The following is a 19765-nucleotide window of genomic DNA, read 5'->3' on the forward strand; positions in this document are numbered from 1 at the left end:
GTAGCCTTTTGCCGCCGATGCTCCAAGCCGAAGGCATGCAGACGCACGTCGTCCCGGTCGGCTTCGACTACGACCGGCTGATCGCGCCACTGGTGCGCGAGCAGTTACAGGTCGACCGCGTGATTCTCCTGGAGGGGGCCGTGGGGAGTCAGGCGAACGTGGAGTACAGCCAGCGCATCTCCGAGAAACTCGAACAGGACTTCCGGAACCTACTGGGCGCGGACACCGACCGCGTGTCCGTGGTCGACGTGTACGACTACGACGCGGCCTTCGAGCAGGCGTTCGCGCTCATCGACGACGTTCTCGACGCCGACCCCGACGGCGAGGTGTGGGTGAACATCGCGTCGATGCCCCGCACCGTCTCGTTCGCGTTCGCGACGGCCGCCCACTCGATGATGGTCGAACAGCCCGAGGACCGCGACCGCATCCACACCTACTACACGGCCCCCGAGAAGTATCTGGAAACCGAGCTCGCCGAGGAGTTACGCGCCAGCGCCGCCCTGCTTGAGTCGGTGGCCGACGGCGACGTCGACGCGGACGCGGTCGACGAGCGCCTGACCGCGGCCCGCGATCTGCTCGCGGAGTTCGACGAGCGCGGCACCACCATCGGCGCCAAGGAGATCGGGGGCAGCCACATCGTGGAGTTGCCCGTGGCGTCGTTCTCGAACGTCAAGCCCTTCGAGGAGGTGATCCTGTTCACCCTCGGCGAGCACGGCACCTTCGAGTCGGTCAGCGAGCTGGCGGCGGCGCTGGCCGACGACCTCAACGAGGAGTACACCGACAGCTTCCGGTCGAAGGTGACCTACACCGTTGACAAACTCGGACCGGGCGGGAAGGGGTACGTCGAGCGCGAGGAACACGGGAAATCCTACCGGACGTGGCTGTCCCGCATCGGCCAGCTGTGGGTGCGCGCCCACGAGAACACCGGCACCGGGGAGTGACGGCAGGGTTATGCGGGCGTCACTCCAACCACGCGGTGTATGAGCAGTCAGTCCGGTGTCGTGGTGCATATCACGGCGGAGACGGTGTCGGGGTGGACGATGGCGTTGCAGAACCTCGCGAACCTCGTGCAGGACGCGAGCGTCGAAACCCCGCCGGAGGCCATCGAGGTGGTCGTCAACGGGCCGGGAGTCCGGTTCTTGCGCGCGTCAGCACCCGAAGCCGAGAACGTCGCGCAGATGCTCGCGGCGGGCGTCACCGTGGCCGTCTGCGAGCGCTCGGTGGCGCGCTTCGACTACACCAACGCCGAGTTCGTGTCCGGCGTCACCGTGGTTCCGTCCGGCGTCGCGGAGGTGCTGCGCGCCCAGGAGGACGGCGCACGGATGTTGAAGCTGCCGTGAGTCACCGGCGGTGCTCGGTGGCGTGGATGTGGGTGGCGAGCGCGAGGTAGGTCGCGAGCATGGTGAGCGCCACCGCGCAGGCGGCCGCGATGTCGTGGGCGTACAGGGCGTGGGGAGCTTCGGCCCCGAGTTCGGCGCGCAGGAGCGTGTGGTGGGGGCCACCGAGCACACCCAGGAAGTAATCGAGGAGGTCGTTGATGCCGTACCACGCCAGCGCCACCCCGACGGCGGGCACCGAGAACGTCGCGTAGCGGTGGACGATGAACGCCTCGACGGCCATCCCGAAGTGACTGAGCACCAGGAACCAGTACATGCCCCACCAGAGCGCGCCCTGGCCGTTCACGACGAGTTGGACGAACGGCGTCCACAGGCCGAGTTTGAGACAGCCGAAAAACGCCAGCGCGTGCAGCCAGTCGGCGTCCCAGTCGAGCTTGTACGCCACCAACGAGGCCGCGATGAACAGCGTTGCCGTCGGGCTGTCGGGCACGAAGATCCAGGCCGCCAGCGGCGTGTCCGCGAGCTGTATGCGGTAGTACCAGAACCCGAAGACGGTGCCTGCGACGTTGATCGCGGCGATGACCCACGCCAGCCGGAGCGCGAGGTCCTCCAGTCGCGTCGGGAGCGGGGCGACGTACCACGGGAGCGTGTCGTCGGGCGTCGTCTCGGCGGCGTCACGAGTCGGCATCGGTACGTGGCGACGGTCGCGCGGTCGCCGCATAGCGCTTGCGGTCCGGGCGGGTGCCAGTGGCGGTCACACGGCCGTCAGCGCCGGGGAAGCCGGCCGCCGGAGCGAGCGGTGTCGGGGGCGTGCTGGCGGCGTGACGCTGCGTTCAGGTCGTTCCGCAACCGGCCCAATTAAGCACTCCCAAACCAACGGTATGGTATGGCAACGGAAACCGACCTCGAGGAACTGCGGCGCGGCAGCGAGCTGGTGAAACGCGGGTTCGCGAAGATGCAGAAGGGCGGCGTCATCATGGACGTTGTGAACCGCGAGCAGGCGCGCATCGCTGAGGACGTGGGTGCGGTTGCTGTGATGAACCTTGAGGCCGTGCCGGCGGACATTCGGAAGCGCGGCGGCGTGGCGCGGATGGCCGACCCGGCGAGCCTGACCGGCATCATCGAGGAGGTGTCGATCCCGGTGATGGGGAAGTCCCGGATCGGCCACCGCAAGGAGGCCGAAATCCTGCAGGCGGTGGGCGCGGACATGATCGACGAAAGCGAGGTGTTGACGCCCGCCGACGACGAGTACCACATCGACAAGCGCGAGTTCACCGCGCCGTTCGTCTGCGGGGCGCGCAACCTCGGGGAGGCGCTGCGCCGCATCGACGAGGGCGCGGCGATGATCCGCACCAAGGGGGAGGCCGGCACCGGTGACGTCAACCAGGCGGTCCACCACCAGCGCAACATCAAATCCGCCATCCGCAAGCTCGAAGGCATGGATTACGAGGAGCGGGACATGTGGGCCCGCGACCACGAAGCCCCCCGAGAGCTCGTGCACGAGACCGCGGAGATGGGGCGGCTGCCGGTGGTCAACTTCGCGGCGGGCGGCATCGCGACGCCGGCCGACGCGGCGCTGATGATGCATCACGGCTGTGACGGCATCTTCGTCGGTTCAGGGATCTTCGGCGCAGAGAACCCCGAGGCCATGGGCCGGGCGGTCGTGGACGCCGTGAACAACCACGACGACCCCGAGCGCCTCGCGGAGATCGCGTCGAACATCGGGGAGGGCATGCAGGGCGACCCGAACGCCGACCTGCCCGAGGACGAGCGGATGCAGGACCGCGGGAACTAGGCGCCGCGGCTACTGCGAGGTCGCGTTCGAGCCGAGCACGGCGGCCGGCTCCGTGAGTGCCGTCGTCGTCGGCCGCGTGGGATCGCCGCCGAGGTTGTGTGTCCGGTCGGTGACCGGCGTCGTGGTGAATCCGACGGTCGTATCCAGTGCATCGGTGAGCGGCGCGAACCGCACCAGCGCGTCGGTGTCGGCCGCCGACCCGATGAGGATGACAGCGCCCCCGGCGTCGGCGAAGTCGGCGACAGCGCGGCGCTCAGCCGCCGTGAACGCGGTCGTGGGCGACGAGACGATGAGCGCGCTCGCGGCCGGCGTGCCGTCGTCGTGACAGAGCGCCGGCCCGGTGTCGTGGGGGAGGGTGGTGACGCCGTCCAGATCCACGCCGGCCGGCGACCAGCCTTCGAGGAACCGCTGGAAGTACGCCACGTCCTCCGCGGAGAGCGCGGCGTCGCTGCCGAACTGGCCGTGGCCGCCGTCGACGAGCACGGGCGCGGACAAGCCGTCCGCAGCGAGGCAGTCGATGAGCTCGGCGACGAACATCGAGACGTCGTGGCCCTCGTTCGTGGCGGCACCGTCGGACTCGGCGGGCTCGAACCCCTCGTCGATGAGCGGGCCGCCGACCGCGGCGACGCGGGCGGCAGCATCGGCGGTGACGAGGGGCGTGCTGTCGGCCGACGCGACCACTGTCTGGCCGCCGGTCACCGCGACCGGATCGGGGAAGAACAGCGACTCGACGGATCGACTGTCGGGGCCGTCGATGGCGGTCGGATCCGAGAGCTCCCACAGCCCGTCGCCGGCGGCCCGGGCTGTGGCTTCGGCCGCCCAGTAGTCGTCGTACTGGGAGAACGCGGAGGCGTAGACGCGCGCCATGCCGTCGGCGACGGCGCGGCGGTTGTACGTGGTGCCGTCCGGGAGCGTGAGATACCCCAGGAGGCGGCCGTAGTCGCCGCGCGCTGGCCCGCCCGCATCGAAGGACAGCGTGACCGTCTGTCCGCCGAGCGCGTCCCGTGCGTACGCGGTCGCGGCGTCGCCGCGGGCTTTCAGCGCGGCGGCGTCAGTGATGCCCTCGTATTCGGCGACCCGCTCGGTCGTCTGGCCGGTTTCCGGTGTGTCGATGCCGACGATGCGAACCGTGTCGGTCGTGCCGTCTCGGAACCGCACGTCGACAGTGTCGCCGTCGGTAACCCGAACCACGTCGACGGTGTACGTTTCGTCGGCGGTGATCGTGACATCGTCGGTCCCGTCAGTGCGAGCCGCCAGCAGCGACGCGTAGTCGTCGCTGGGGAACGTCGCCGTCGTCGGCGCGAACGCCGCGCCGGCGTTGTGCTGGTCGTCGGTGACCTGCGTGTCGTTGAACCGGATGGTGGTGTCGATGCCGTCGGCGAGGTCGTTGAGCGATGCCGTGGCGTCGTAGTTCTTATAGTCCGACTGGCTCATCAACACCACGAGCCCGCCGTCGGCGGCGAACGCCGCCAGCGCGTCCTGTTCGGCGGCACTGAACGGGTCGGCGGGGGACGTGACGACGGCCGCGGCGGCGTCCTCACGGGTGACCGCGTCGGCGATGTCGGTCGTCGCGGCGACCGTGTGGCCCGCGGTGTCGGCGCGCGCGGCCACCGCCGAGTGCGAGGCGCGGTCGTAGAACTGGTCGTGGCCGTCGTCCCAGTAGATCGTGCCCGCGTCGGCGTAGGCGTCGAAGACGTTCAGCAACACGTCCTCGTTGCCGTACGACCCGGCGTCGCTGTCGTCCGGGGCAAACGGCGCGGCGAACGCGACCACGGAGCCGTCGACGGCCATCAGTGGGATCGTCTCGCCGTCGGGGTACGCGGTGGTGTCGTCGTTGCCGTCGCGGTCGACGGTCGTTGCGGTCGGCTCGGCCGCGGCCACGATCTGGGCGTCCGGGAGGAATCCCGGATCGCCGCCGTCAGTGCGGGGGGCGGCCAGGAGGCCCGCCGACGAATCGAAGAGGAGTTCGTCGACACGGTCGTCGGCCGTCGCTGCGGTTGTGTCTGTGATGACTGTGCGCGCCCGGGTGGAAGACCCGACTGTGGCACCACCGAGGGAGATGCCAAGCCCGGTCAAGAACTGCCGTCTGTGCATTGGTGTGGATGTCTCTGTGTGGGCTGAGACGTGCCATCCGTCGTCGGCCCGGCTGCGATGCGCCGCCGCCCGGATACCAGTTACGCCGCTCCAAACCAACAAAAAACCCCGGTGTTTGGGTTGGGAATACGTCTCAAGAGTCGCTCATACCCGTGTTTTCTTGACAATATAACTATAGCGGACTCCGGAGCGCGCCCGTGGCTGCCACCAGTCACGGCGCGCGGTCGTCACCATCGGCTGCCAGCCGTGTGGCACCGTCGCCGATGCGCGTCTGGTAGGCCGACGCAGCGACCCCCGCCGAATCGAAGCCGTCCACGAGCGCGGCGGCGACGCGCTTGCGGTCGCGCCGACGACAGACCGCCACAACGCCCGGCCCGGAGCCGCTGATCGTCACGCCGGTCGCACCGGCGTCGCGGGCGGCCGCGGACGCCGCCTCGTACCCGTCCATGAGTCGGGCACGCGCCGGCGTGACGAGTGCGTCCTCGACGCCGCGGCCGACCCGCTGTGGGTCGTTTTCACACATGCCGAGCGTGAGCGTGGCGGCCGACTCCACGGTGGAGACAACGGCCTCCATGGCCGCCGACTCGGGGACGACGCCGCGCGCATCGCGCGTTGAGACGGTCGTCTCTGGCAGGCAGACCGCAAGCGCGAGGCTGGCGTCGACGTGCTCGATGCCGTCCTCGCGGACGATGGTGAACCCACCGAGAATGGCGGGAGCGACGTTGTCGGCATGCGCGACGCCGGACGCCGCCGCCTCCCCCTGGGCGGCCGCGCGAACGAGCGCGTCGTCGTCGAGCGGGCGGTCGTACAGCTCCGCGAGCGCGACGGTCGCGGCCGCCGCGCTGGCCGCCGACGACCCCAGCCCGGAGGACGGCCGCACGCCCTTGTTGATGTGGATCGTGGCCGGCGCGTCGAGCGCTGCGGCGACGACGCCGGCGGTGTTCTCCTGTGGGTCGGTGGGCACGTACTGTGCGCCCGCCCCGGTGACAGTGATTGTCGTTGTGTCGGCGCGCTCGACTCGAACGACATCGGCGGGCTTCGACAACGCGACCCCGAACACGTCGAACCCGCTGCCGAGATTCGCGCTCGTCGCGGGCGCACGCACCGTGACAACCATGCTGGCGTAACGTCGGCTGTGGGCGAGGAAAACGCTGACGGGGGGAACCAACGTCTCACACGGACGGCGGCGTGGCGGTCGACCGTAACGCTGACCCCGGTTGCCACGCGACCCCAAGGTATGATTGCTATCGTTGGCGGCGGCATCGCTGGCCTCTCGGCTGCGCGACGCCTCCAACAACACGGCGTCGACGCCCGCGTGTTCGAGGCGTCGGCCACCGTCGGAGGGCTGGCGGCCACGCACGAAACAGCCGGCGACCCCATCGAAGCGTTCTACCACCACCTCTCGGCCGCCGAGGAGACCATCATCGACCGCATCGAGGAGCTCGGGCTGGGCGACGACCTCCGGTGGCCCATCGGGAAGAACGCCTACTACGTGGACGGCACCGTCCACCCGATGGACACGCCCTGGGAGATCCTGGCGTTCCCGCATCTGTCCCTCTACGACACCGCCCGGCTGGCGATGCTGACACAGGAACTCGACGTGCGGGGCGGCCTGCCGTCGTTCGACACCTACGAGGACCTGACGGACTTCGAGCACGTCGGCGTCGAACAGTTCCTCTGCGAGCACACGACGCGGGGCGTCTACGAGCAGTTCTTCGAGCCGCTGTTGGAAGCGAAGTTCGGGAGCCGGATGGACGACGTGAGCGCGGCGTGGCTGCTGGGCCGCATCAAGTTCCGGGGCGAGCGCGACCTGCTGCGCGGCGAGCCGTTGGGCTACCTCGACGGCGGGTTCGGCCGGCTGCTGGACGCGCTCGTTGAGGACGTGGGCCGCGAACACATCGAAACCGGGGCGCGTGTCACCGCCATCCAGCGCGACGACGCGGGCGATGTCACGGGCGTCACTGTCGACAGCGAGGCGGGCACCGAGCGCGTCGACGCCGACGGCGTGATCGTGGCGGCGATGCCCACCGTGCTCGAATCCCTGACCGGCTACGAGTGCGACATCACCTTCCAGGGAACCGTCTGCTCCATCGTTTCGATGGACGAGGCGCTGACGGACACGTACTGGCTGAACATCGCCGACGACGCGCCCTTCGGCGCGCTCATCGAGCACACGAACTTCATCGACCCGGCCCGCTACGGCGGCGAACACCTGCTGTACGTCCCGAAGTACGTCCAGAGTCGCGACGACGAGGTGTGGCAGATGAGCGACGAGGAGGTCCGCGAGCACTGGCTGTCGGGCATCGAGGCGCTGTTCCCCGACTTCGACCGCGAATCGGTGAACTGGGTGGAGACGAACCGGAACCCCCGAACGGCACCGGTCTACGAGCGCGGCTACCTCGACATGGTGGTGCCCTACGACCTCGCCAGCGAGGGCCACGACGGCGTCTACTACGCGGGCATGGCGAGCCGCGCGCAGTACCCCGAGCGGTCGCTGAACGGCGGCATCGTCGCCGGCAACGAAGCCGCCGACCGGATTCTGGACGGCGCGTAGTCCCGCTCGGCCGACTGCACGAGCGGCGAACTCACACTGGTCTTTTTTATCGTCGCTGCCGTCCGCCGCCGTATGGTCCGACGCAGCCCCGACGACGGTCGACTCTCCGAGACGTGGCGGGACGCCCTGTTCGGCGGCGTCGCGTCGATGCCCGTGACGGCCGCGCTCTACTGGCTGTCCGGTGGCGGCCGCGAGTTCCCGCTGGACGCCGTCGCGGTCGCCGGACTCGTCGCCGGGTACCTGGCCGCCGGTCGCGCGTTCGTCGTCGGAGCCACCAGCGCGGCCGCAGCGCTCGCGCTCGCGCTCGCCGCAGTCGTCGGCGTCCTCGGCGCGAGAGTCGGCGGCTGGGTCGCGGCCCGACGCGGCCGACGAGTCGACCACGCCGGGTGAGCGCCGATTCCGCGGGGTGTGCCGGCTACCCGTCTTCGGCGAGCGCGTGGTGGTAGTCGAGCGTGCGGTACGCCACGTACAGAACCGCGTTCAGGACACCGACGAAGCCGAACACGACATCGAGCCCGGGGAACGCCGTGAGGCCGTACCGGAAGAACCAGGTCAACACACCCCAGACGAGGAGGATGCCGGCGATGCGAGCACCGTCTTCGAGGTACGTCGTGACGGTCTCCGGGGAGGGCGGGGCTGTCACGTCAGGCTGGTCGCCCGAACCCCACTTAGCTCTGGTGGCTTCGACACGGCTGACCGGCGACAGCGCCGGTGGCTTCGAGGTCGTCACGACCCCCAGCCCGGTCGGGCGGCGGTGCTCGACTACTCGGCGAACGGGCTGTCCTCGGGGTCGACGTCGTCGGGTTCGTCGACACCGCCCTTCTGGATGCCGTCGTCGGTTTCGACGTACACGTCGTCCTCGAAGCCGGCGGCGGCGTTCTCGAAGTCGGCGTCGGCGAGCTTCTCAGGGGTTGCCGGGGCGTCCGGGATGCCGTCGGCCGGCTGGAACGCGCCCAGCGGGTTGTCGATGGTGATGTCGTGCTCGTCGAAGAAGTCGGCGTGGCGGTCGTAATGGTCGCGGAGCTCGTCGCCGGGGAACTCCATCATCTCCGTCCAGCCGTGGTTGTAGAAGTCGAAGTTGGCGACGATATGCGTGATCTCTCGGGCCTGGGCCTCCGGAAGCCCGGACTGCAACGCGACGAGATACATCTCCATCGACGCGTCGAAGAACCCATCGAGGTGGGCTTCCCGCTCGTCGCGGCGCGCCTCGGTCGCCTTATCGAGGAAGATGCTCGTGTGGATGTCGACGAGCTTGTCGTGGACGACGTCGCGCAATCCCGGCACTTCAAGCGCCTTCTGTGAGGCGAAATGGCGAAGGTTCTGGCGGAGCTTCATGCACGCCTGTACGGCGGCCGGACTCAAGAACGTCCCGACACCGGTGGCCGCGCGGTCACTCGACGTACGCCACGTCGGCGTCGCGGGTGGGTTCGGCGAACGGCACACGGGTGACTTCCTTGAGGTATGTCACCCGTAACAGTCCTGGCGTGCTGGTTGGTTGCACAACGGGATCGGCTTCCGCTGGACACGGCAGGCTGTCGCCGGCGCGAACGAGTGTGGAGACGAGACGATAATCCTGTGACATCGGTACTCAGTAGGCCCGCGGTGACCGCGGCACCTAGCCCTACCCCCCATACGTGGTCAGTCACAAAGACCGTTTCGGGTCCCGGGGGATCGTGGCACGGTCGCCCGGAAAAAACGCGGCGTGTGGTCGGCTGGCTGGCTACTGGAAGGCGATCTCGTGTTGGCGCTCGGCCTCGTCTTTCGGCACAGTGACGTGACAGACGCCGTCGACGTGCTCGGCCGTTGCCTCCCCGGGATCGATGTAGTTGGGGAGCGTGATGGCGCGCTCAAGGCGATCCGGGCATTCCCGGAGCAACACGTTGTCGTCGCCCTCGATCCCCATCTGTGGGTCGTTCGAACGCTCGGCGGTCACGTAGAGGTTGCTCGCGTCGGCCTGGACCGTGATCTCGTCCTTGGAGAACCCCGGGACTTCGATCATCACGACGACCTCCGCCTCGGATTCGATGACGTCGACGTTGGGCGTGGCGGCGGGCGGTTGCTGGTCGATGGTGGCAGCCTGGCGCTGGCTGGCCCCGTCCTGCACCGGCTGCTGTTGGGGCATCTGGGGCTGCTGGCGGGGCATTCCCGCCGCGCCGACCGGTGCGGCCTGTTCGGGCGCGCTCCAGGTGGCGGCTGCACGCGGCGCGTCGTTGACGAGTCGGGGGTCGTAGCTCATTGGATTTCGGTGGTCGCGGACTCCGGCTGGCTCACTGGCTGGGGCGCGTCGGCGACGGACTCCGAACGGATCGGCTGGCTGTCAGCCGACCCCATCAGCTGTGGCTGGTGGCGCGACTGGGCGCTGCCGAGCGCAACGTCGAGTCGCGGAACGGCCTGTGAGAGCTGCTGGGTGGTGAGACCGAGCCGGCGCGCGAGCGTCTCCACCAGCAGTTTCGTGTTCGCTGATTCGACGGACTGCTGGGGCTGGCCGCGCATCGACGGGGCGCTTGCCGGTGCGGTGAACTGGCTGGCGGGTGCCTGCTGGGCGGGCTGGGACTGCGACATCGGGGACTGCTCGAACGCCGGCCGCTGGGGCTGGGCGCTGGGCTGCTGGATCGCAGGCTGGCTGAACGCCGACTGCGCGGGCTGTCGGAACTGTGGCTGGCGCGGCTGCGACTGCTGGGCCTGCCAGGTACTGGGGGTCCGCTGCGCGTTCGGGTTGGCGGCGGCTGACTGGGCAGGGATCGAGCGCGCCGGCTGTGCGGATGGCTGCTGGGCATAAGGCTGCCGTGGCGCTGCCATCTTCGAGTTCGGGGCGCGTTCGGCCGGCGGCTGCTGGCGGGGCTGCTTGTATGCCTGTTGTGCGGGCTGCTGTGCGGCGGGCTGTTGCTGGGCTACCGGCTGCGGGCGGGCCATGGGCTGCTGTTGGGCGATGGACTGCTGTGCCGGTTGCTGTTGGCGGACCGTTCCGGACTGGGCGTATCGTGCGTCGACCGGGCGTGCGCGCTGTTGGGCTGTCGATAGCTGCTGCTGGCGGAATCCTGACTGGTCCTGCATTGGTGGTCCGTCTCCGGTGTGGAGACATGCGGACTGTCGTCGGGACAGGTAATAAACTAGCATTATAGTTTATCTGAATTATGCGCAGGAATCGACACCAGAGTGCAGAACTGGCGGTATAGAGGGCGTGGGAACGCTATATAGCGGTCGGATGGGCGGCGTGTTCCCCGTGACCCCATCCGGCGGAACGGCGAGGCGGCGGTGTCGTGTGCTGGCGCTGCGGCGTGGGACTGCTGGGGCGACGATACGGCGGAATTCCGGCCGGCGAGGAGATGGCAACCCACATTAACCCTGGAGGCGTGACCCCCCAGTATGAGCGCATCGTACGTGATCATTGGAGACGGCATCGCGGGCAGCTCCGCCGCCGAAGCCATCCACGAGGAGGCTCCGGACGCCGACATCACTGTCCTCACAGACGAAGGGGAGACGTTGTACAACCGGATTCTCATCAAGGAGTACGCGAAGGGCAAGCTCCCGGAGGCCCCGATCAGCATTCACGATCCGGAGTGGTACGACGAGCGCGACATCGACATCCAGTTGAACACGCTGGTCACCCGGATCAACCCGGACGCCCACACGGTCGAAACCCACGAGGGCACCGAGATCGAGTACGACAAGCTGCTGGTGGCGGCGGGGGGCACGCCCAACGACCTCCCCGTCGAGAACGCCGACGCCGACGGCGTCCATCACTTCTGGACGTTCGAGGACGCGCGCCGCATCCGGGAGCACGCCGAGGCGGCCGACACCGGGGTTGTGGTCGGTGCGGGCCTGCTTGGGATCGACCTGGCGGCGATCTGTGGTGGCCAGGACGTCGACGCCAAGTATCTGATGCGGGGGAACCGCTGGTGGCGGTACGCGCTCAGCGAGGCGGGCGCGGAGATCATCCACGAGGGGCTCCGCGAGAAGGGCGTCGAGCCCGTCTTCGAGTCCGGCGTGGATCACTTCGAGGTCGACGACGACGGCGCACTCGCGGCCGCCGTCGACGGGAACGGCGTCCGCCACGACGCCGACTTCGCCGGGGTGGCTATCGGCCTGGATTTCAACGTGGAGATCCTCCAGGACACGGACGCGACCATCGAGAACGGCGTCCACGTCGACGAGTACATGCGGACCGAGGTGGACGACATCTACGCGGCCGGCGACATCACACAGTACTGGGACACGATCCTCGACGAGCGCGCGCAGAACGGGTCGTGGGGGTCCGCGAAGCAGCAGGGTGCGCTCGCGGGGCGGACGATGCTGGCTGACAGCGGCCACGACGTGGAGATCGAGCCGTTCCGCTGGGTGTCGTCGTACTCGATCACGCACTTCGACTTCCCGTTCCTCTCGTTTGGCTTCCCGACGATCGGCGACGAGACCTGCGAGCGGTCCTACGGGGACAACGAGTGGCGGCGGCTGGCGTTCAAGGACGGCCAGCTCGTCGGCGGCGTTCTGATCGGGAACCTGGCACCGCAGTCGAAGTACAAGCAGCTCATCAAGGAGGAGGCGGTCGTGGCGGACCAACAGGACGTGTTGCTCCAGGACAACTTCGAGATGGACGAGCTCGGCGCGGCGACACAGCAGTAGCGGGCGTCGCCGGTGCTGTGTCGTGTCCGACGGGGCGTTTCTGTGTGGCGGATGGCGTGTGAACGGCCAATAGAGTTAAGTCATTGAACTATGTATGGTAACTTGGCACACGCGTGCCGGTGACCGGATGAATCCAACGATCCACGCCACGAAAGCCGAGTCCCCCGGTGCAGCCGCCACCGACGGCGGTACGCACGCACCCGTTCGGGACTTCGACGAACTGGACGACCACGCACAGGACACGCTGCACGAGGCCGCCACAGGCGGCGCGGTCCACCTCGACGACGACGACGCAGCGGCGTTCACGGACGGCGAGGTCGTACGGTTCACCAGCTACTACCGGATCACCGTCGCGCGCTGACTGGTCCGAGCCACACCCCTACCCCAACCGAAGCCGTTTTTCCCGTCCGCACCCCATTCCCCGGCATGAGCCAATCCGGCGGGAGCACGGACATGACACTCGCCTTCGAGCTGTCTGCACTCAAGCAGCTCGCCAAACCCGGGACCGCGTTCGCCGGCGCTCGCCAGTGGACCGAGTACGTCGGCGTGGTCTCCGACGAGCCGACCTACGTCGTCACCAACTTCACCCGCAAGCGGCGCATCCGTCAGGACTTCTTCTCCGGGCCGAAGAGCCGCGCCGACAGCCTCCAGTCGGTCAAAGAGCAGTTCGACACGGAGCGACACGTTTTCGTCGGGATCGACGACGAGGACCGCGAGCTCGCCGAGCGGGTCGACTGGGAGTATCTCACCCTGGAGGCCGCCGCGGAGAACGCCGACTGGGAGATCGCCGAGGCAGACGAGCCCGACCCGATGCCCGACGAGCCCGAGCGCGACGACTGGCCGTAGCCCCTGTCCGGGCGCGGTCCGCGGCGCTTATTCGGTGCCGACGCCAACACCCACACGATGACGGAGCCACGCGTCCCCGGAACGGAGCAAGCCGACGACGACTGGGTGGACCTGCCGTGTGGTGAACAAGCGCACATGAAGGATTTCGACATGGGGATGCGGAACTACGCGTGTGCGTGTGGCGACACACACGCCGTCGTGATGGATATGCATCCGCCGTCGCGGTGGGTGCCAGAATCCATCGTGGACGTGCTCAAGGACGCCGTTGAGCCGGCTGACGGCGACGACTTCGAGGAGTTCGGCACCCCGCACTTGATGGGGGCCGTGCTCGAAGAGCTGCCCGAGGATATCACCGCTATCGACGCCAGCGAGAACGGCAGCGTTGGGTACGCGATGTGTTGGGTGACGGACCTCGACGCCCGCGAACTCCACCGGGTCGTCGTCGAGCTCGTCGTGGAGCTGATGGACCACGCCGTCAGCCACGCTGAGGTGGAGTCCTCGAAGACGGAGTTCCAGGAGCAACTGGAGGCGTTCGACGTCGAGGAGTTCGTGGCCATCTACCGCGAGCAGCGGGACTTCGAGGACGAGTACGACACGGCGGTCTGAGCCGCTGCTCTCGTCGCCGTCGGTGCCAGTCAGCCGGCTACTCGTCGAGCGGCCGCGCCCGGGTCGTCTCGGGGAGGAACGCGAGCGCGTCAAAGGCGACGGTGTAATCGTACGTGACGAGTTCGGCTGCGGGGCTGGTCGGGTCGAACGTTGCGCCGGTCTGGAAATGGGGCCGTTCGGCGAGCCAGCCGGCCAACCGGTCGTCCGCTCGGGCCTGTCGGAGCGACAGCACGGCGGGCGAGCCGACTGCGTCATCCAGCGCCGTTTCGATGGTGTCGTCCAGCGGGTCGTCGAGTTCGTGGCCGATGAGTTCGTTCTCGGTGTCTTCGGCAGTGTCGATGGCCTGGAAACCGCCGCGCGCGAAGGCGGACCCGATCGCCCAGTAGTCGTCGCCGTGGCGGGCGGCGAGGTGCTGGCCGAGCGAGGGGACGCGCTCGCCGTACTGGAGGCCGGTGCGGGCGATGTGCGCGTCGTGTGCCCAGACCGGAAGGATGTCGGTGCCGGTGAACTCCCGCACCCACTCGGCGTTCTCGGCCATCGCTTCGTCCCGGACTCGTGCGTGGGTCAGCGTGTCGGCCTCCCGGAGGGCGTCGGGAAAGTGGCGTTTGCGTTCGGTCGCCTGTTCGAGCACGCGGCAGTGCCGTCGTGCGAGTGCCACGCGGTCGGCGCTGGTTTCGGCGGCGTATTCGGTGCGGTGCGCATCGAGGCGGTTCCGAATTCGAGGAGCGAGGCGGTCTACTGCGGCGACCTGCGTGTCGATCGCGTCGTCTTGCTGTGGTGGGGTGCCGTCGTCGGCGGCTTCGTCGAGGTTGCCACGCACGGTGCCGAGGAACGCGGGGTCCACTGTGTCGAAGAACGCGCGGAGCGCATCGACCGCGCCCTGCGTGTACTGGGCGTCCACGCCGAAGAACCGAACCCGGTCGCCGACGGGGCGGTCGGCGTTGAACGCGCGCAGCCACTCCACGAGCGCGAGGACGCTCTCGACGTTCCACGTCCAGAAGTAGATGCCGTCGAGTGCCTCGCGTGGGTCGCCGTCCCCGTGGACGACGTAGTCGTCGATGGCGAGCGTCTCCGAGAAGTTGGCTTCGAGCGCGAACGCCCGGCAGCCGAGCGCGTCGACGAGGAATCGGACGATCCGGTGTTTGAATTGGAAGCACTCGCGAGTCCCGTGGGTAACCTCACCGAGGCCGACGAACCGGGCGTCGGTGAGGTGGGCGCGGAGTGCGTCGAGGTCGTCAATGGGCCTGGTGGGGTCTGTTCCGTGCAGTTCGGTCGCGTGGGCTGCGAGTGCGGTGGTTCGGTCGGTGTGCTGTGCCGTCGTCGTGGTGGTGTCGTCTGTCATCGTCGGTGGTGTGTGGTGTTACTGCGGCCACGGTAGCCGTCGCTGGGCGGGTGAGAACACGGGTGGCCGGTGCTACCGCGCCGTGCGGGCCCGGCGGGGCGACCCCAACGTTACCAACGAGCGACTTTCATCGCGTAGGTGTCACGGGTACAAGGTAAAGCCGTTTGGGTAGCGTGGTGAGATCCGACTCATCGTCACGAGGTCAATTCTACGATATTCGCAACTTGATTCCGATAGTCGAACGAGTCCGTGTGATTTATTACGATGACCGTACGCTAGCTGGGTAACACATGACCGAGGACAGCCGGACGATACTGCTCATCGGGAGCGGCCCCATCCAGATCGGCCAGGCAGCGGAGTTCGACTACTCGGGCGCGCAGGCTTGTCGCGCGCTCCAGGAGGAGGGCGCGCGGGTTGTGCTCGTGAACTCCAACCCAGCGACCATCATGACCGACCCCGAGATGGCCGACGCGGTCTACATCGAGCCCATCGAGCCCGACGCCATCGCCGAGGTCATCGAGCAGGAGGACCCCGACGGCGTCATCGCCGGGCTGGGCGGCCAGACCGGCCTGAACGTCACGGCAGCGCTGGCCGAGCAGGGCGTCCTCGACGAACACGACGTCGACGTGATGGGGACGCCGTTGGACACCATCTACGCGACCGAGGACCGCGACCTGTTCCGCCAGCGCATGGCGGACCTCGGCCAGCCGGTGCCGGCCTCGACGACCATCGCGCTCGGCGACGACGAGACGGCAACGGACATCGACGAGGGGGCGCTGCGAGAGCGCGTCGACGACGCGGTCGAGGCGGTCGGCGGGCTGCCGGTGATCGCGCGGACGACGTACACGCTGGGCGGCAGCGGCTCCGGTGTCGTCCACGACTTCGAGGCGCTCGTGGACCGGGTGCGCACGGGCCTGCGGCTCTCGCGGAACGCCGAGGTGCTGGTCACGGAGTCCATCACCGGGTGGGTCGAACTGGAGTACGAGGTGATGCGGGACGCCGGCGACTCCTGCATCATCGTCTGCAACATGGAGAACATCGACCCGATGGGCATCCACACCGGCGAGTCCACGGTCGTCACGCCCAGCCAGATCATCCCGGACGACGGCCACCAGGAGATGCGCAACGCCGCCGTCGCGGTCATCCGCGAGTTGGGCATCCAGGGCGGCTGCAACATCCAGTTCGCGTGGCGCGACGACGGCACGCCCGGCGGCGAGTACCGGGTCGTCGAGGTCAACCCGCGCGTCTCGCGGTCCTCGGCGCTGGCGTCGAAGGCGACCGGCTACCCCATCGCGCGGGTCACCGCGAAGGTCGCGCTCGGCAAGCGCCTCCACGAGATCGACAACGAGATCACCGGCCAGACCACGGCGGCCTTCGAGCCGGCCATCGACTACGTGGTGACGAAAGTGCCCCGGTGGCCAAACGACAAGTTCCCCGAGGTGGACTTCGAGCTGTCGACGGCGATGAAGTCCACGGGGGAGGCGATGGCCATCGGGCGCACCTTCGAGGAGAGCCTGCTGAAGGCGCTGCGCTCCAGCGAGTACGATCCGAGCGTCGACTGGGCGACCGTCAGCGACGACGAACTCGCCGCCGACTACCTCCAACGCCCGAGTCCCGACCGGCCCTACGCCGTCTTCGAGGCGTTCGAGCGCGGGTTCACTGTCGGCGACGTGAACGACCACACGGGCTTCCGGGAGTGGTATCTGCAGCGCTTCCAGAACGTCGCCGCGGCCTCCGCGGCCGCAAGCGAGGGCGACGTTGCGACGCCGGCCGCGCTCGGGTACACGAACAGCGCGGTCGCGGCGTTGGCGTCGGATGGCGGTGACGTGGCCGTCGACGACGTGGCGGCGACAGCCCCCGAGCGGACGTTCAAGCAGGTCGACACCTGTGCGGGCGAGTTCGCGGCCTCGACGCCGTACTACTACTCGGCGCGCTCGCAGGGATCGACGGGAAGCGACGTGCGGGCCGACCGGGACGCCCACAGCGTGGTCATCGTCGGGGGCGGCCCCATCCGCATCGGGCAGGGCGTGGAGTTCGACTACTGTACGGTGCACGCCGTGCGCGCGCTCCGCGAGGCGGGCATCGACGCCCACGTGGTGAACAACAACCCGGAGACGGTGTCGACGGACTACGACACCTCCGACGGGCTGTTCTTCGAGCCGATCACGGCGGAGGAGGTCGCGGACGTCGTGGAGGCGACGAACGCCGACGGCGTGATGGTGCAGTTCGGCGGCCAGACCAGCGTGGACGTGGGCGCGCCCCTCGAAGCCGAGCTGGAGCGCCGCGGCCTCGACTGTGAGATCATGGGGACGGACGTGGACGCGATGGATCTCGCGGAGGACCGCGACCGCTTCAATCGGCTGCTCGACGAGCGCGACATCAGCCAGCCCGACGGGGGGTCTGCGACCAGTGTGGCGGGCGCGCTGGAGCTCGCCGCCGAGGTCGGATATCCGGTGTTGGTTCGCCCGAGCTACGTGCTCGGTGGGCGCGCGATGGAGATCGTGCACGACGACGACGAGCTCCGCCGCTACGTCGAGGAGGCCGTCCGGGTCAGCCCCGAGAAGCCGGTTCTCGTCGACGAGTTCCTCGCCGACGCCGTCGAGCTCGACGTGGACGCCGTCAGCGACGGCGAGGACGTGCTGGTGGGCGGCGTGATGGAGCACATCGAGAGCGCGGGTGTCCACTCCGGGGACTCGGCGTGCGTGATTCCGCCACGAGGGCTCGGCGACGACATCCTCGCGCGGGTTCGGGAGGTCACCACCGAGATCGCGCGGGCGCTGGACACGGTGGGACTGTTGAACGTCCAACTCGCCGTCCAGGACGGCGAAGTGTACGTCCTCGAAGCGAACCCGCGGAGCTCGCGCACCGTTCCGTTCGTCTCGAAGGCGACCGGCGTCCCGATCGCGAAGCTCGCGGCGAAGGTGATGGCCGGCGAGTCGCTGGCCGACCTCGACGCAAGCGAGGGCGTACCCGAGCAGTACAGCGTCAAAGAGGTGGTGTTGCCGTTCGACCGGCTTCCGGGGTCGGATCCGCGCCTCGGCCCGGAGATGAAGTCCACGGGCGAGGTGATGGGCACCGCCAGCGATCCGGGGATGGCCTACTGGAAGGCCCAGGTGGCGGCGTCCAACGCACCCGTACCCGGGTCGACGGCGGTCGTCGACCTTCTGGTCGAGGGGCTTGGCGAGCGGTTCGAGGTCGTGACGGTCAAAGACGTGCCGGCGGCGATCCGTCGCGGCGAGGTCGAGTTCCTCGTCAGCGACGACCGCGACGCGCTGACCGCGGCTGTCGAGGCCGAGATCCCGTACGTCTCCACGGTGGCGGCCGCGGAGGCGATGCGTGAGGGGATCGCGGCGGCCGACGGTGCCCGTGAGGCCATGCCGGTCGCCGACCGGCCGGTCAACGACGAGACGTGGGGGTGACCGGTCGCACGGGGTGAGACCCGGCCGGTGGCGTGTTGAGAGCCGAGAAACGAGGGGCGCTGGGGCGGCCTCAGTCAGCGGTGGCGGGCGTGTAGGACGCGTCAGCCATCGCGAGCACGTCGTCGAAGAACCCGCGCGTGTCGTGGGGGCCGGGGTTGGCTTCGGGGTGGTACTGGCGGGTGAGAACGTCGAGGGGCGCGGAGTCAAGCGCCTCGGGCGTGCCGTCGTTGACGTTGACTTGCGTGACGGTGAGGTCGCCGGGGTCGGCGACGGTATAGCCGTGGTTCTGTGTGGTCATGACGACGCGCCCGGAGTCGTGGTCGAGGACCGGCTGGTTGACGCCACGGTGGCCGAAGTCCATTTTCTCGGTGTCGCCGCCGAGCGCGCGGGCGACGATCTGTTGACCCAGGCAGATGCCGGCGATGGGGACGGTGCCGATGTACTCGTCGACGAGGTGTTCGGCCGCGTCGAAGTTCGCGGGGTCGCCGGGGCCGTTGGAGATGAACAGCAGATCGGGGTCGACGGCAGCGATGTCGGCGGGCGTGGCGTCGTAGGGGAGCCGGTGGACGGTCGCGCCGCGGGCGACGAACGCGTCGATGATGGAGCGTTTCGCGCCGCAGTCGACGAGCGCGACGGTGGTGTCGCCGTTGCCGTGGGTTTCGGCGGTGTCGACGCTGACGTGGGCGCCGATCTCCGTGCGGGCCGAGAGCCGTGGGCAGTCGGCGAGTTGGGCGCGGGCGGTGGCGGGGCTGGCGTCGGGGCCGGCGGCGATGCCGACCTGCATCGCGCCGCCGTCGCGGATGTCCAACACGAGGTCGCGGGTGTCGATGCCGTCGACGGCGGGCACGCCCTCGGTGCGCAGCCAGTCGGCCACGTCGTCGGTGAGCTCGCGGGCGACGACGGCGCTGGGGTGAACGCGGTCGGATTCGGTGCGTTCGGGACGGACGCCGTAGTTGCCGATGAGGGGGTAGGCGAACGTGAGCACTTGGGCTTCGTAGGACGGGTCGGTGAGGCTCTCCTCGTAGCCGGTGTACGCGGTGGTGAAGACGAGTTCGCCGCGCGCCATCCCCGGGGCGCGGGCTGTGGCTTCGACCACGTCGCCGGTTTCGAGCGCGAGGTACGCGTCGGACATTACGACATTGCCACGTATTC

The 19765-nt window shown here is 68.8% G+C and carries 20 protein-coding genes; 10 read left to right on the forward strand and 10 right to left on the reverse strand.

The annotated features are described in order from the left end of the window. Window positions 1-35 precede the first annotated feature (35 nt). Together APQ99_RS01280 and APQ99_RS01285 are read left to right on the forward strand one after the other, a co-directional pair. Window positions 36-941 carry an HFX_2341 family transcriptional regulator gene (locus APQ99_RS01280; RefSeq protein WP_049892517.1) on the forward strand — a complete coding sequence of 302 codons (906 nt, stop codon included), beginning with the start codon at window positions 36-38 and terminating at the stop codon, window positions 939-941. A 39-nt stretch (window positions 942-980) separates the two neighbouring features. Then, window positions 981-1340, forward strand: a complete 360-nt coding sequence (locus tag APQ99_RS01285; RefSeq protein WP_010903309.1) for a DsrE family protein — start codon at window positions 981-983, stop codon at window positions 1338-1340. A 1-nt stretch (window position 1341) separates the two neighbouring features. Here the strand turns inward: APQ99_RS01285 and APQ99_RS01290 are convergent, their stop codons facing one another. Continuing rightward, entirely contained in the window at window positions 1342-2025 is a 684-nt protein-coding gene (locus APQ99_RS01290) for a DUF1405 domain-containing protein (RefSeq protein ID WP_012289383.1), read from the reverse strand. A gap of 198 nt (window positions 2026-2223) precedes the next feature. Here APQ99_RS01290 and pdxS point away from each other — a divergent pair, with 198 nt between their 5' ends. Further along, on the forward strand, window positions 2224-3132 hold the full coding sequence (gene pdxS, locus APQ99_RS01295; protein WP_010903311.1) for a pyridoxal 5'-phosphate synthase lyase subunit PdxS: 909 nt from the start codon (window positions 2224-2226) through the stop codon (window positions 3130-3132). A gap of 9 nt (window positions 3133-3141) precedes the next feature. On the opposite strand, the gene APQ99_RS01300 is transcribed toward pdxS, so the two are convergent. Both APQ99_RS01300 and APQ99_RS01305 read right to left on the reverse strand, forming a co-directional pair. After that, the gene (locus APQ99_RS01300; protein ID WP_010903312.1) at window positions 3142-5226 is read right to left on the reverse strand and encodes a thermonuclease family protein; all 2085 of its coding nucleotides are present in this window, start codon (window positions 5224-5226) and stop codon (window positions 3142-3144) included. A 211-nt stretch (window positions 5227-5437) separates the two neighbouring features. Next, a complete protein-coding gene (locus APQ99_RS01305; RefSeq protein ID WP_010903313.1) occupies window positions 5438-6343 on the reverse strand; it encodes a homoserine kinase in 906 nt (301 codons plus the stop codon). A gap of 120 nt (window positions 6344-6463) precedes the next feature. Between APQ99_RS01305 and APQ99_RS01310 the strand changes: the two genes are divergently transcribed. Together APQ99_RS01310 and APQ99_RS01315 are read left to right on the forward strand one after the other, a co-directional pair. Beyond that, complete coding sequence (locus tag APQ99_RS01310; RefSeq protein WP_010903314.1) at window positions 6464-7780, forward strand: NAD(P)/FAD-dependent oxidoreductase; 1317 nt, start codon at window positions 6464-6466, stop codon at window positions 7778-7780. 72 nt (window positions 7781-7852) lie between these two features. Next, a complete protein-coding gene (locus tag APQ99_RS01315) occupies window positions 7853-8170 on the forward strand; it encodes a hypothetical protein (RefSeq protein WP_010903315.1) in 318 nt (105 codons plus the stop codon). Window positions 8171-8195: 25 nt separating this feature from the next. Here the strand turns inward: APQ99_RS01315 and APQ99_RS01320 are convergent, their stop codons facing one another. From APQ99_RS01320 to APQ99_RS01340, 5 genes are all read right to left on the reverse strand, one after another. Next, the gene (locus APQ99_RS01320; RefSeq protein ID WP_049892518.1) at window positions 8196-8423 is read right to left on the reverse strand and encodes a hypothetical protein; all 228 of its coding nucleotides are present in this window, start codon (window positions 8421-8423) and stop codon (window positions 8196-8198) included. A 119-nt stretch (window positions 8424-8542) separates the two neighbouring features. Then, window positions 8543-9115: a DUF6149 family protein gene (locus APQ99_RS01325; protein WP_010903316.1), complete on the reverse strand. Its 573-nt coding sequence runs from the start codon at window positions 9113-9115 to the stop codon at window positions 8543-8545. Between the two features lie 55 nt (window positions 9116-9170). Continuing rightward, complete coding sequence (locus APQ99_RS01330; RefSeq protein WP_010903317.1) at window positions 9171-9362, reverse strand: hypothetical protein; 192 nt, start codon at window positions 9360-9362, stop codon at window positions 9171-9173. A gap of 138 nt (window positions 9363-9500) precedes the next feature. Continuing rightward, window positions 9501-10016: an Hsp20/alpha crystallin family protein gene (locus tag APQ99_RS01335; protein ID WP_010903318.1), complete on the reverse strand. Its 516-nt coding sequence runs from the start codon at window positions 10014-10016 to the stop codon at window positions 9501-9503. Then, complete coding sequence (locus APQ99_RS01340) at window positions 10013-10834, reverse strand: hypothetical protein (RefSeq protein WP_010903319.1); 822 nt, start codon at window positions 10832-10834, stop codon at window positions 10013-10015. The genes APQ99_RS01335 and APQ99_RS01340 overlap by 4 nt, the downstream gene beginning before the upstream one ends. 312 nt (window positions 10835-11146) lie before the next feature. On the opposite strand from APQ99_RS01340, the gene APQ99_RS01345 reads away from it, so the two are divergent. From APQ99_RS01345 to APQ99_RS01360, 4 genes are all read left to right on the forward strand, one after another. Further along, on the forward strand, window positions 11147-12400 hold the full coding sequence (locus tag APQ99_RS01345; RefSeq protein ID WP_010903320.1) for an NAD(P)/FAD-dependent oxidoreductase: 1254 nt from the start codon (window positions 11147-11149) through the stop codon (window positions 12398-12400). Window positions 12401-12527: 127 nt separating this feature from the next. Next, on the forward strand, window positions 12528-12761 hold the full coding sequence (locus APQ99_RS01350) for a hypothetical protein (RefSeq protein ID WP_010903321.1): 234 nt from the start codon (window positions 12528-12530) through the stop codon (window positions 12759-12761). Window positions 12762-12826: 65 nt separating this feature from the next. Next, window positions 12827-13246, forward strand: coding sequence for a DUF7124 domain-containing protein (locus APQ99_RS01355; RefSeq protein WP_010903322.1), 420 nt, complete (start codon window positions 12827-12829; stop codon window positions 13244-13246). Between the two features lie 57 nt (window positions 13247-13303). Beyond that, a complete protein-coding gene (locus APQ99_RS01360; protein ID WP_010903323.1) occupies window positions 13304-13852 on the forward strand; it encodes a DUF5815 family protein in 549 nt (182 codons plus the stop codon). 37 nt (window positions 13853-13889) lie between these two features. Here the strand turns inward: APQ99_RS01360 and APQ99_RS01365 are convergent, their stop codons facing one another. Continuing rightward, window positions 13890-15194 carry an erythromycin esterase family protein gene (locus APQ99_RS01365; protein WP_010903324.1) on the reverse strand — a complete coding sequence of 435 codons (1305 nt, stop codon included), beginning with the start codon at window positions 15192-15194 and terminating at the stop codon, window positions 13890-13892. Between the two features lie 290 nt (window positions 15195-15484). Here APQ99_RS01365 and carB point away from each other — a divergent pair, with 290 nt between their 5' ends. Then, window positions 15485-18613: a carbamoyl-phosphate synthase large subunit gene (gene carB / locus APQ99_RS01370; RefSeq protein ID WP_010903325.1), complete on the forward strand. Its 3129-nt coding sequence runs from the start codon at window positions 15485-15487 to the stop codon at window positions 18611-18613. A gap of 70 nt (window positions 18614-18683) precedes the next feature. Here carB and carA read toward each other — a convergent pair whose 3' ends face one another. Further along, on the reverse strand, window positions 18684-19745 hold the full coding sequence (carA, locus tag APQ99_RS01375) for a glutamine-hydrolyzing carbamoyl-phosphate synthase small subunit (RefSeq protein WP_010903326.1): 1062 nt from the start codon (window positions 19743-19745) through the stop codon (window positions 18684-18686). Window positions 19746-19765 lie beyond the last annotated feature (20 nt).

This window comes from Halobacterium salinarum DSM 3754 (assembly GCF_008124605.1).
In the GTDB taxonomy this organism is placed as follows: domain Archaea; phylum Halobacteriota; class Halobacteria; order Halobacteriales; family Halobacteriaceae; genus Halobacterium; species Halobacterium salinarum.

Bases quoted from the DNA above. Each gene is read 5' to 3' on its own strand.
- APQ99_RS01310 (WP_010903314.1), top strand. From the start codon at position 6,464: ATGATTGCTATCGTTGGCGGCGGCATCGCTGGCCTCTCGGCTGCGCGA.
- carA (WP_010903326.1), bottom strand. From the start codon at position 19,745: ATGTCCGACGCGTACCTCGCGCTCGAAACCGGCGACGTGGTCGAAGCC.
- APQ99_RS01290 (WP_012289383.1), bottom strand. From the start codon at position 2,025: ATGCCGACTCGTGACGCCGCCGAGACGACGCCCGACGACACGCTCCCG.
- APQ99_RS01305 (WP_010903313.1), bottom strand. From the start codon at position 6,343: ATGGTTGTCACGGTGCGTGCGCCCGCGACGAGCGCGAATCTCGGCAGC.
- APQ99_RS01365 (WP_010903324.1), bottom strand. From the start codon at position 15,194: ATGACAGACGACACCACCACGACGACGGCACAGCACACCGACCGAACC.
- APQ99_RS01330 (WP_010903317.1), bottom strand. From the start codon at position 9,362: ATGTCACAGGATTATCGTCTCGTCTCCACACTCGTTCGCGCCGGCGAC.
- pdxS (WP_010903311.1), top strand. From the start codon at position 2,224: ATGGCAACGGAAACCGACCTCGAGGAACTGCGGCGCGGCAGCGAGCTG.
- carB (WP_010903325.1), top strand. From the start codon at position 15,485: ATGACCGAGGACAGCCGGACGATACTGCTCATCGGGAGCGGCCCCATC.
- APQ99_RS01300 (WP_010903312.1), bottom strand. From the start codon at position 5,226: ATGCACAGACGGCAGTTCTTGACCGGGCTTGGCATCTCCCTCGGTGGT.
- APQ99_RS01335 (WP_010903318.1), bottom strand. From the start codon at position 10,016: ATGAGCTACGACCCCCGACTCGTCAACGACGCGCCGCGTGCAGCCGCC.
- APQ99_RS01325 (WP_010903316.1), bottom strand. From the start codon at position 9,115: ATGAAGCTCCGCCAGAACCTTCGCCATTTCGCCTCACAGAAGGCGCTT.
- APQ99_RS01345 (WP_010903320.1), top strand. From the start codon at position 11,147: ATGAGCGCATCGTACGTGATCATTGGAGACGGCATCGCGGGCAGCTCC.
- APQ99_RS01285 (WP_010903309.1), top strand. From the start codon at position 981: ATGAGCAGTCAGTCCGGTGTCGTGGTGCATATCACGGCGGAGACGGTG.
- APQ99_RS01350 (WP_010903321.1), top strand. From the start codon at position 12,528: ATGAATCCAACGATCCACGCCACGAAAGCCGAGTCCCCCGGTGCAGCC.
- APQ99_RS01315 (WP_010903315.1), top strand. From the start codon at position 7,853: ATGGTCCGACGCAGCCCCGACGACGGTCGACTCTCCGAGACGTGGCGG.
- APQ99_RS01360 (WP_010903323.1), top strand. From the start codon at position 13,304: ATGACGGAGCCACGCGTCCCCGGAACGGAGCAAGCCGACGACGACTGG.
- APQ99_RS01280 (WP_049892517.1), top strand. From the start codon at position 36: ATGCAGACGCACGTCGTCCCGGTCGGCTTCGACTACGACCGGCTGATC.
- APQ99_RS01340 (WP_010903319.1), bottom strand. From the start codon at position 10,834: ATGCAGGACCAGTCAGGATTCCGCCAGCAGCAGCTATCGACAGCCCAA.
- APQ99_RS01355 (WP_010903322.1), top strand. From the start codon at position 12,827: ATGAGCCAATCCGGCGGGAGCACGGACATGACACTCGCCTTCGAGCTG.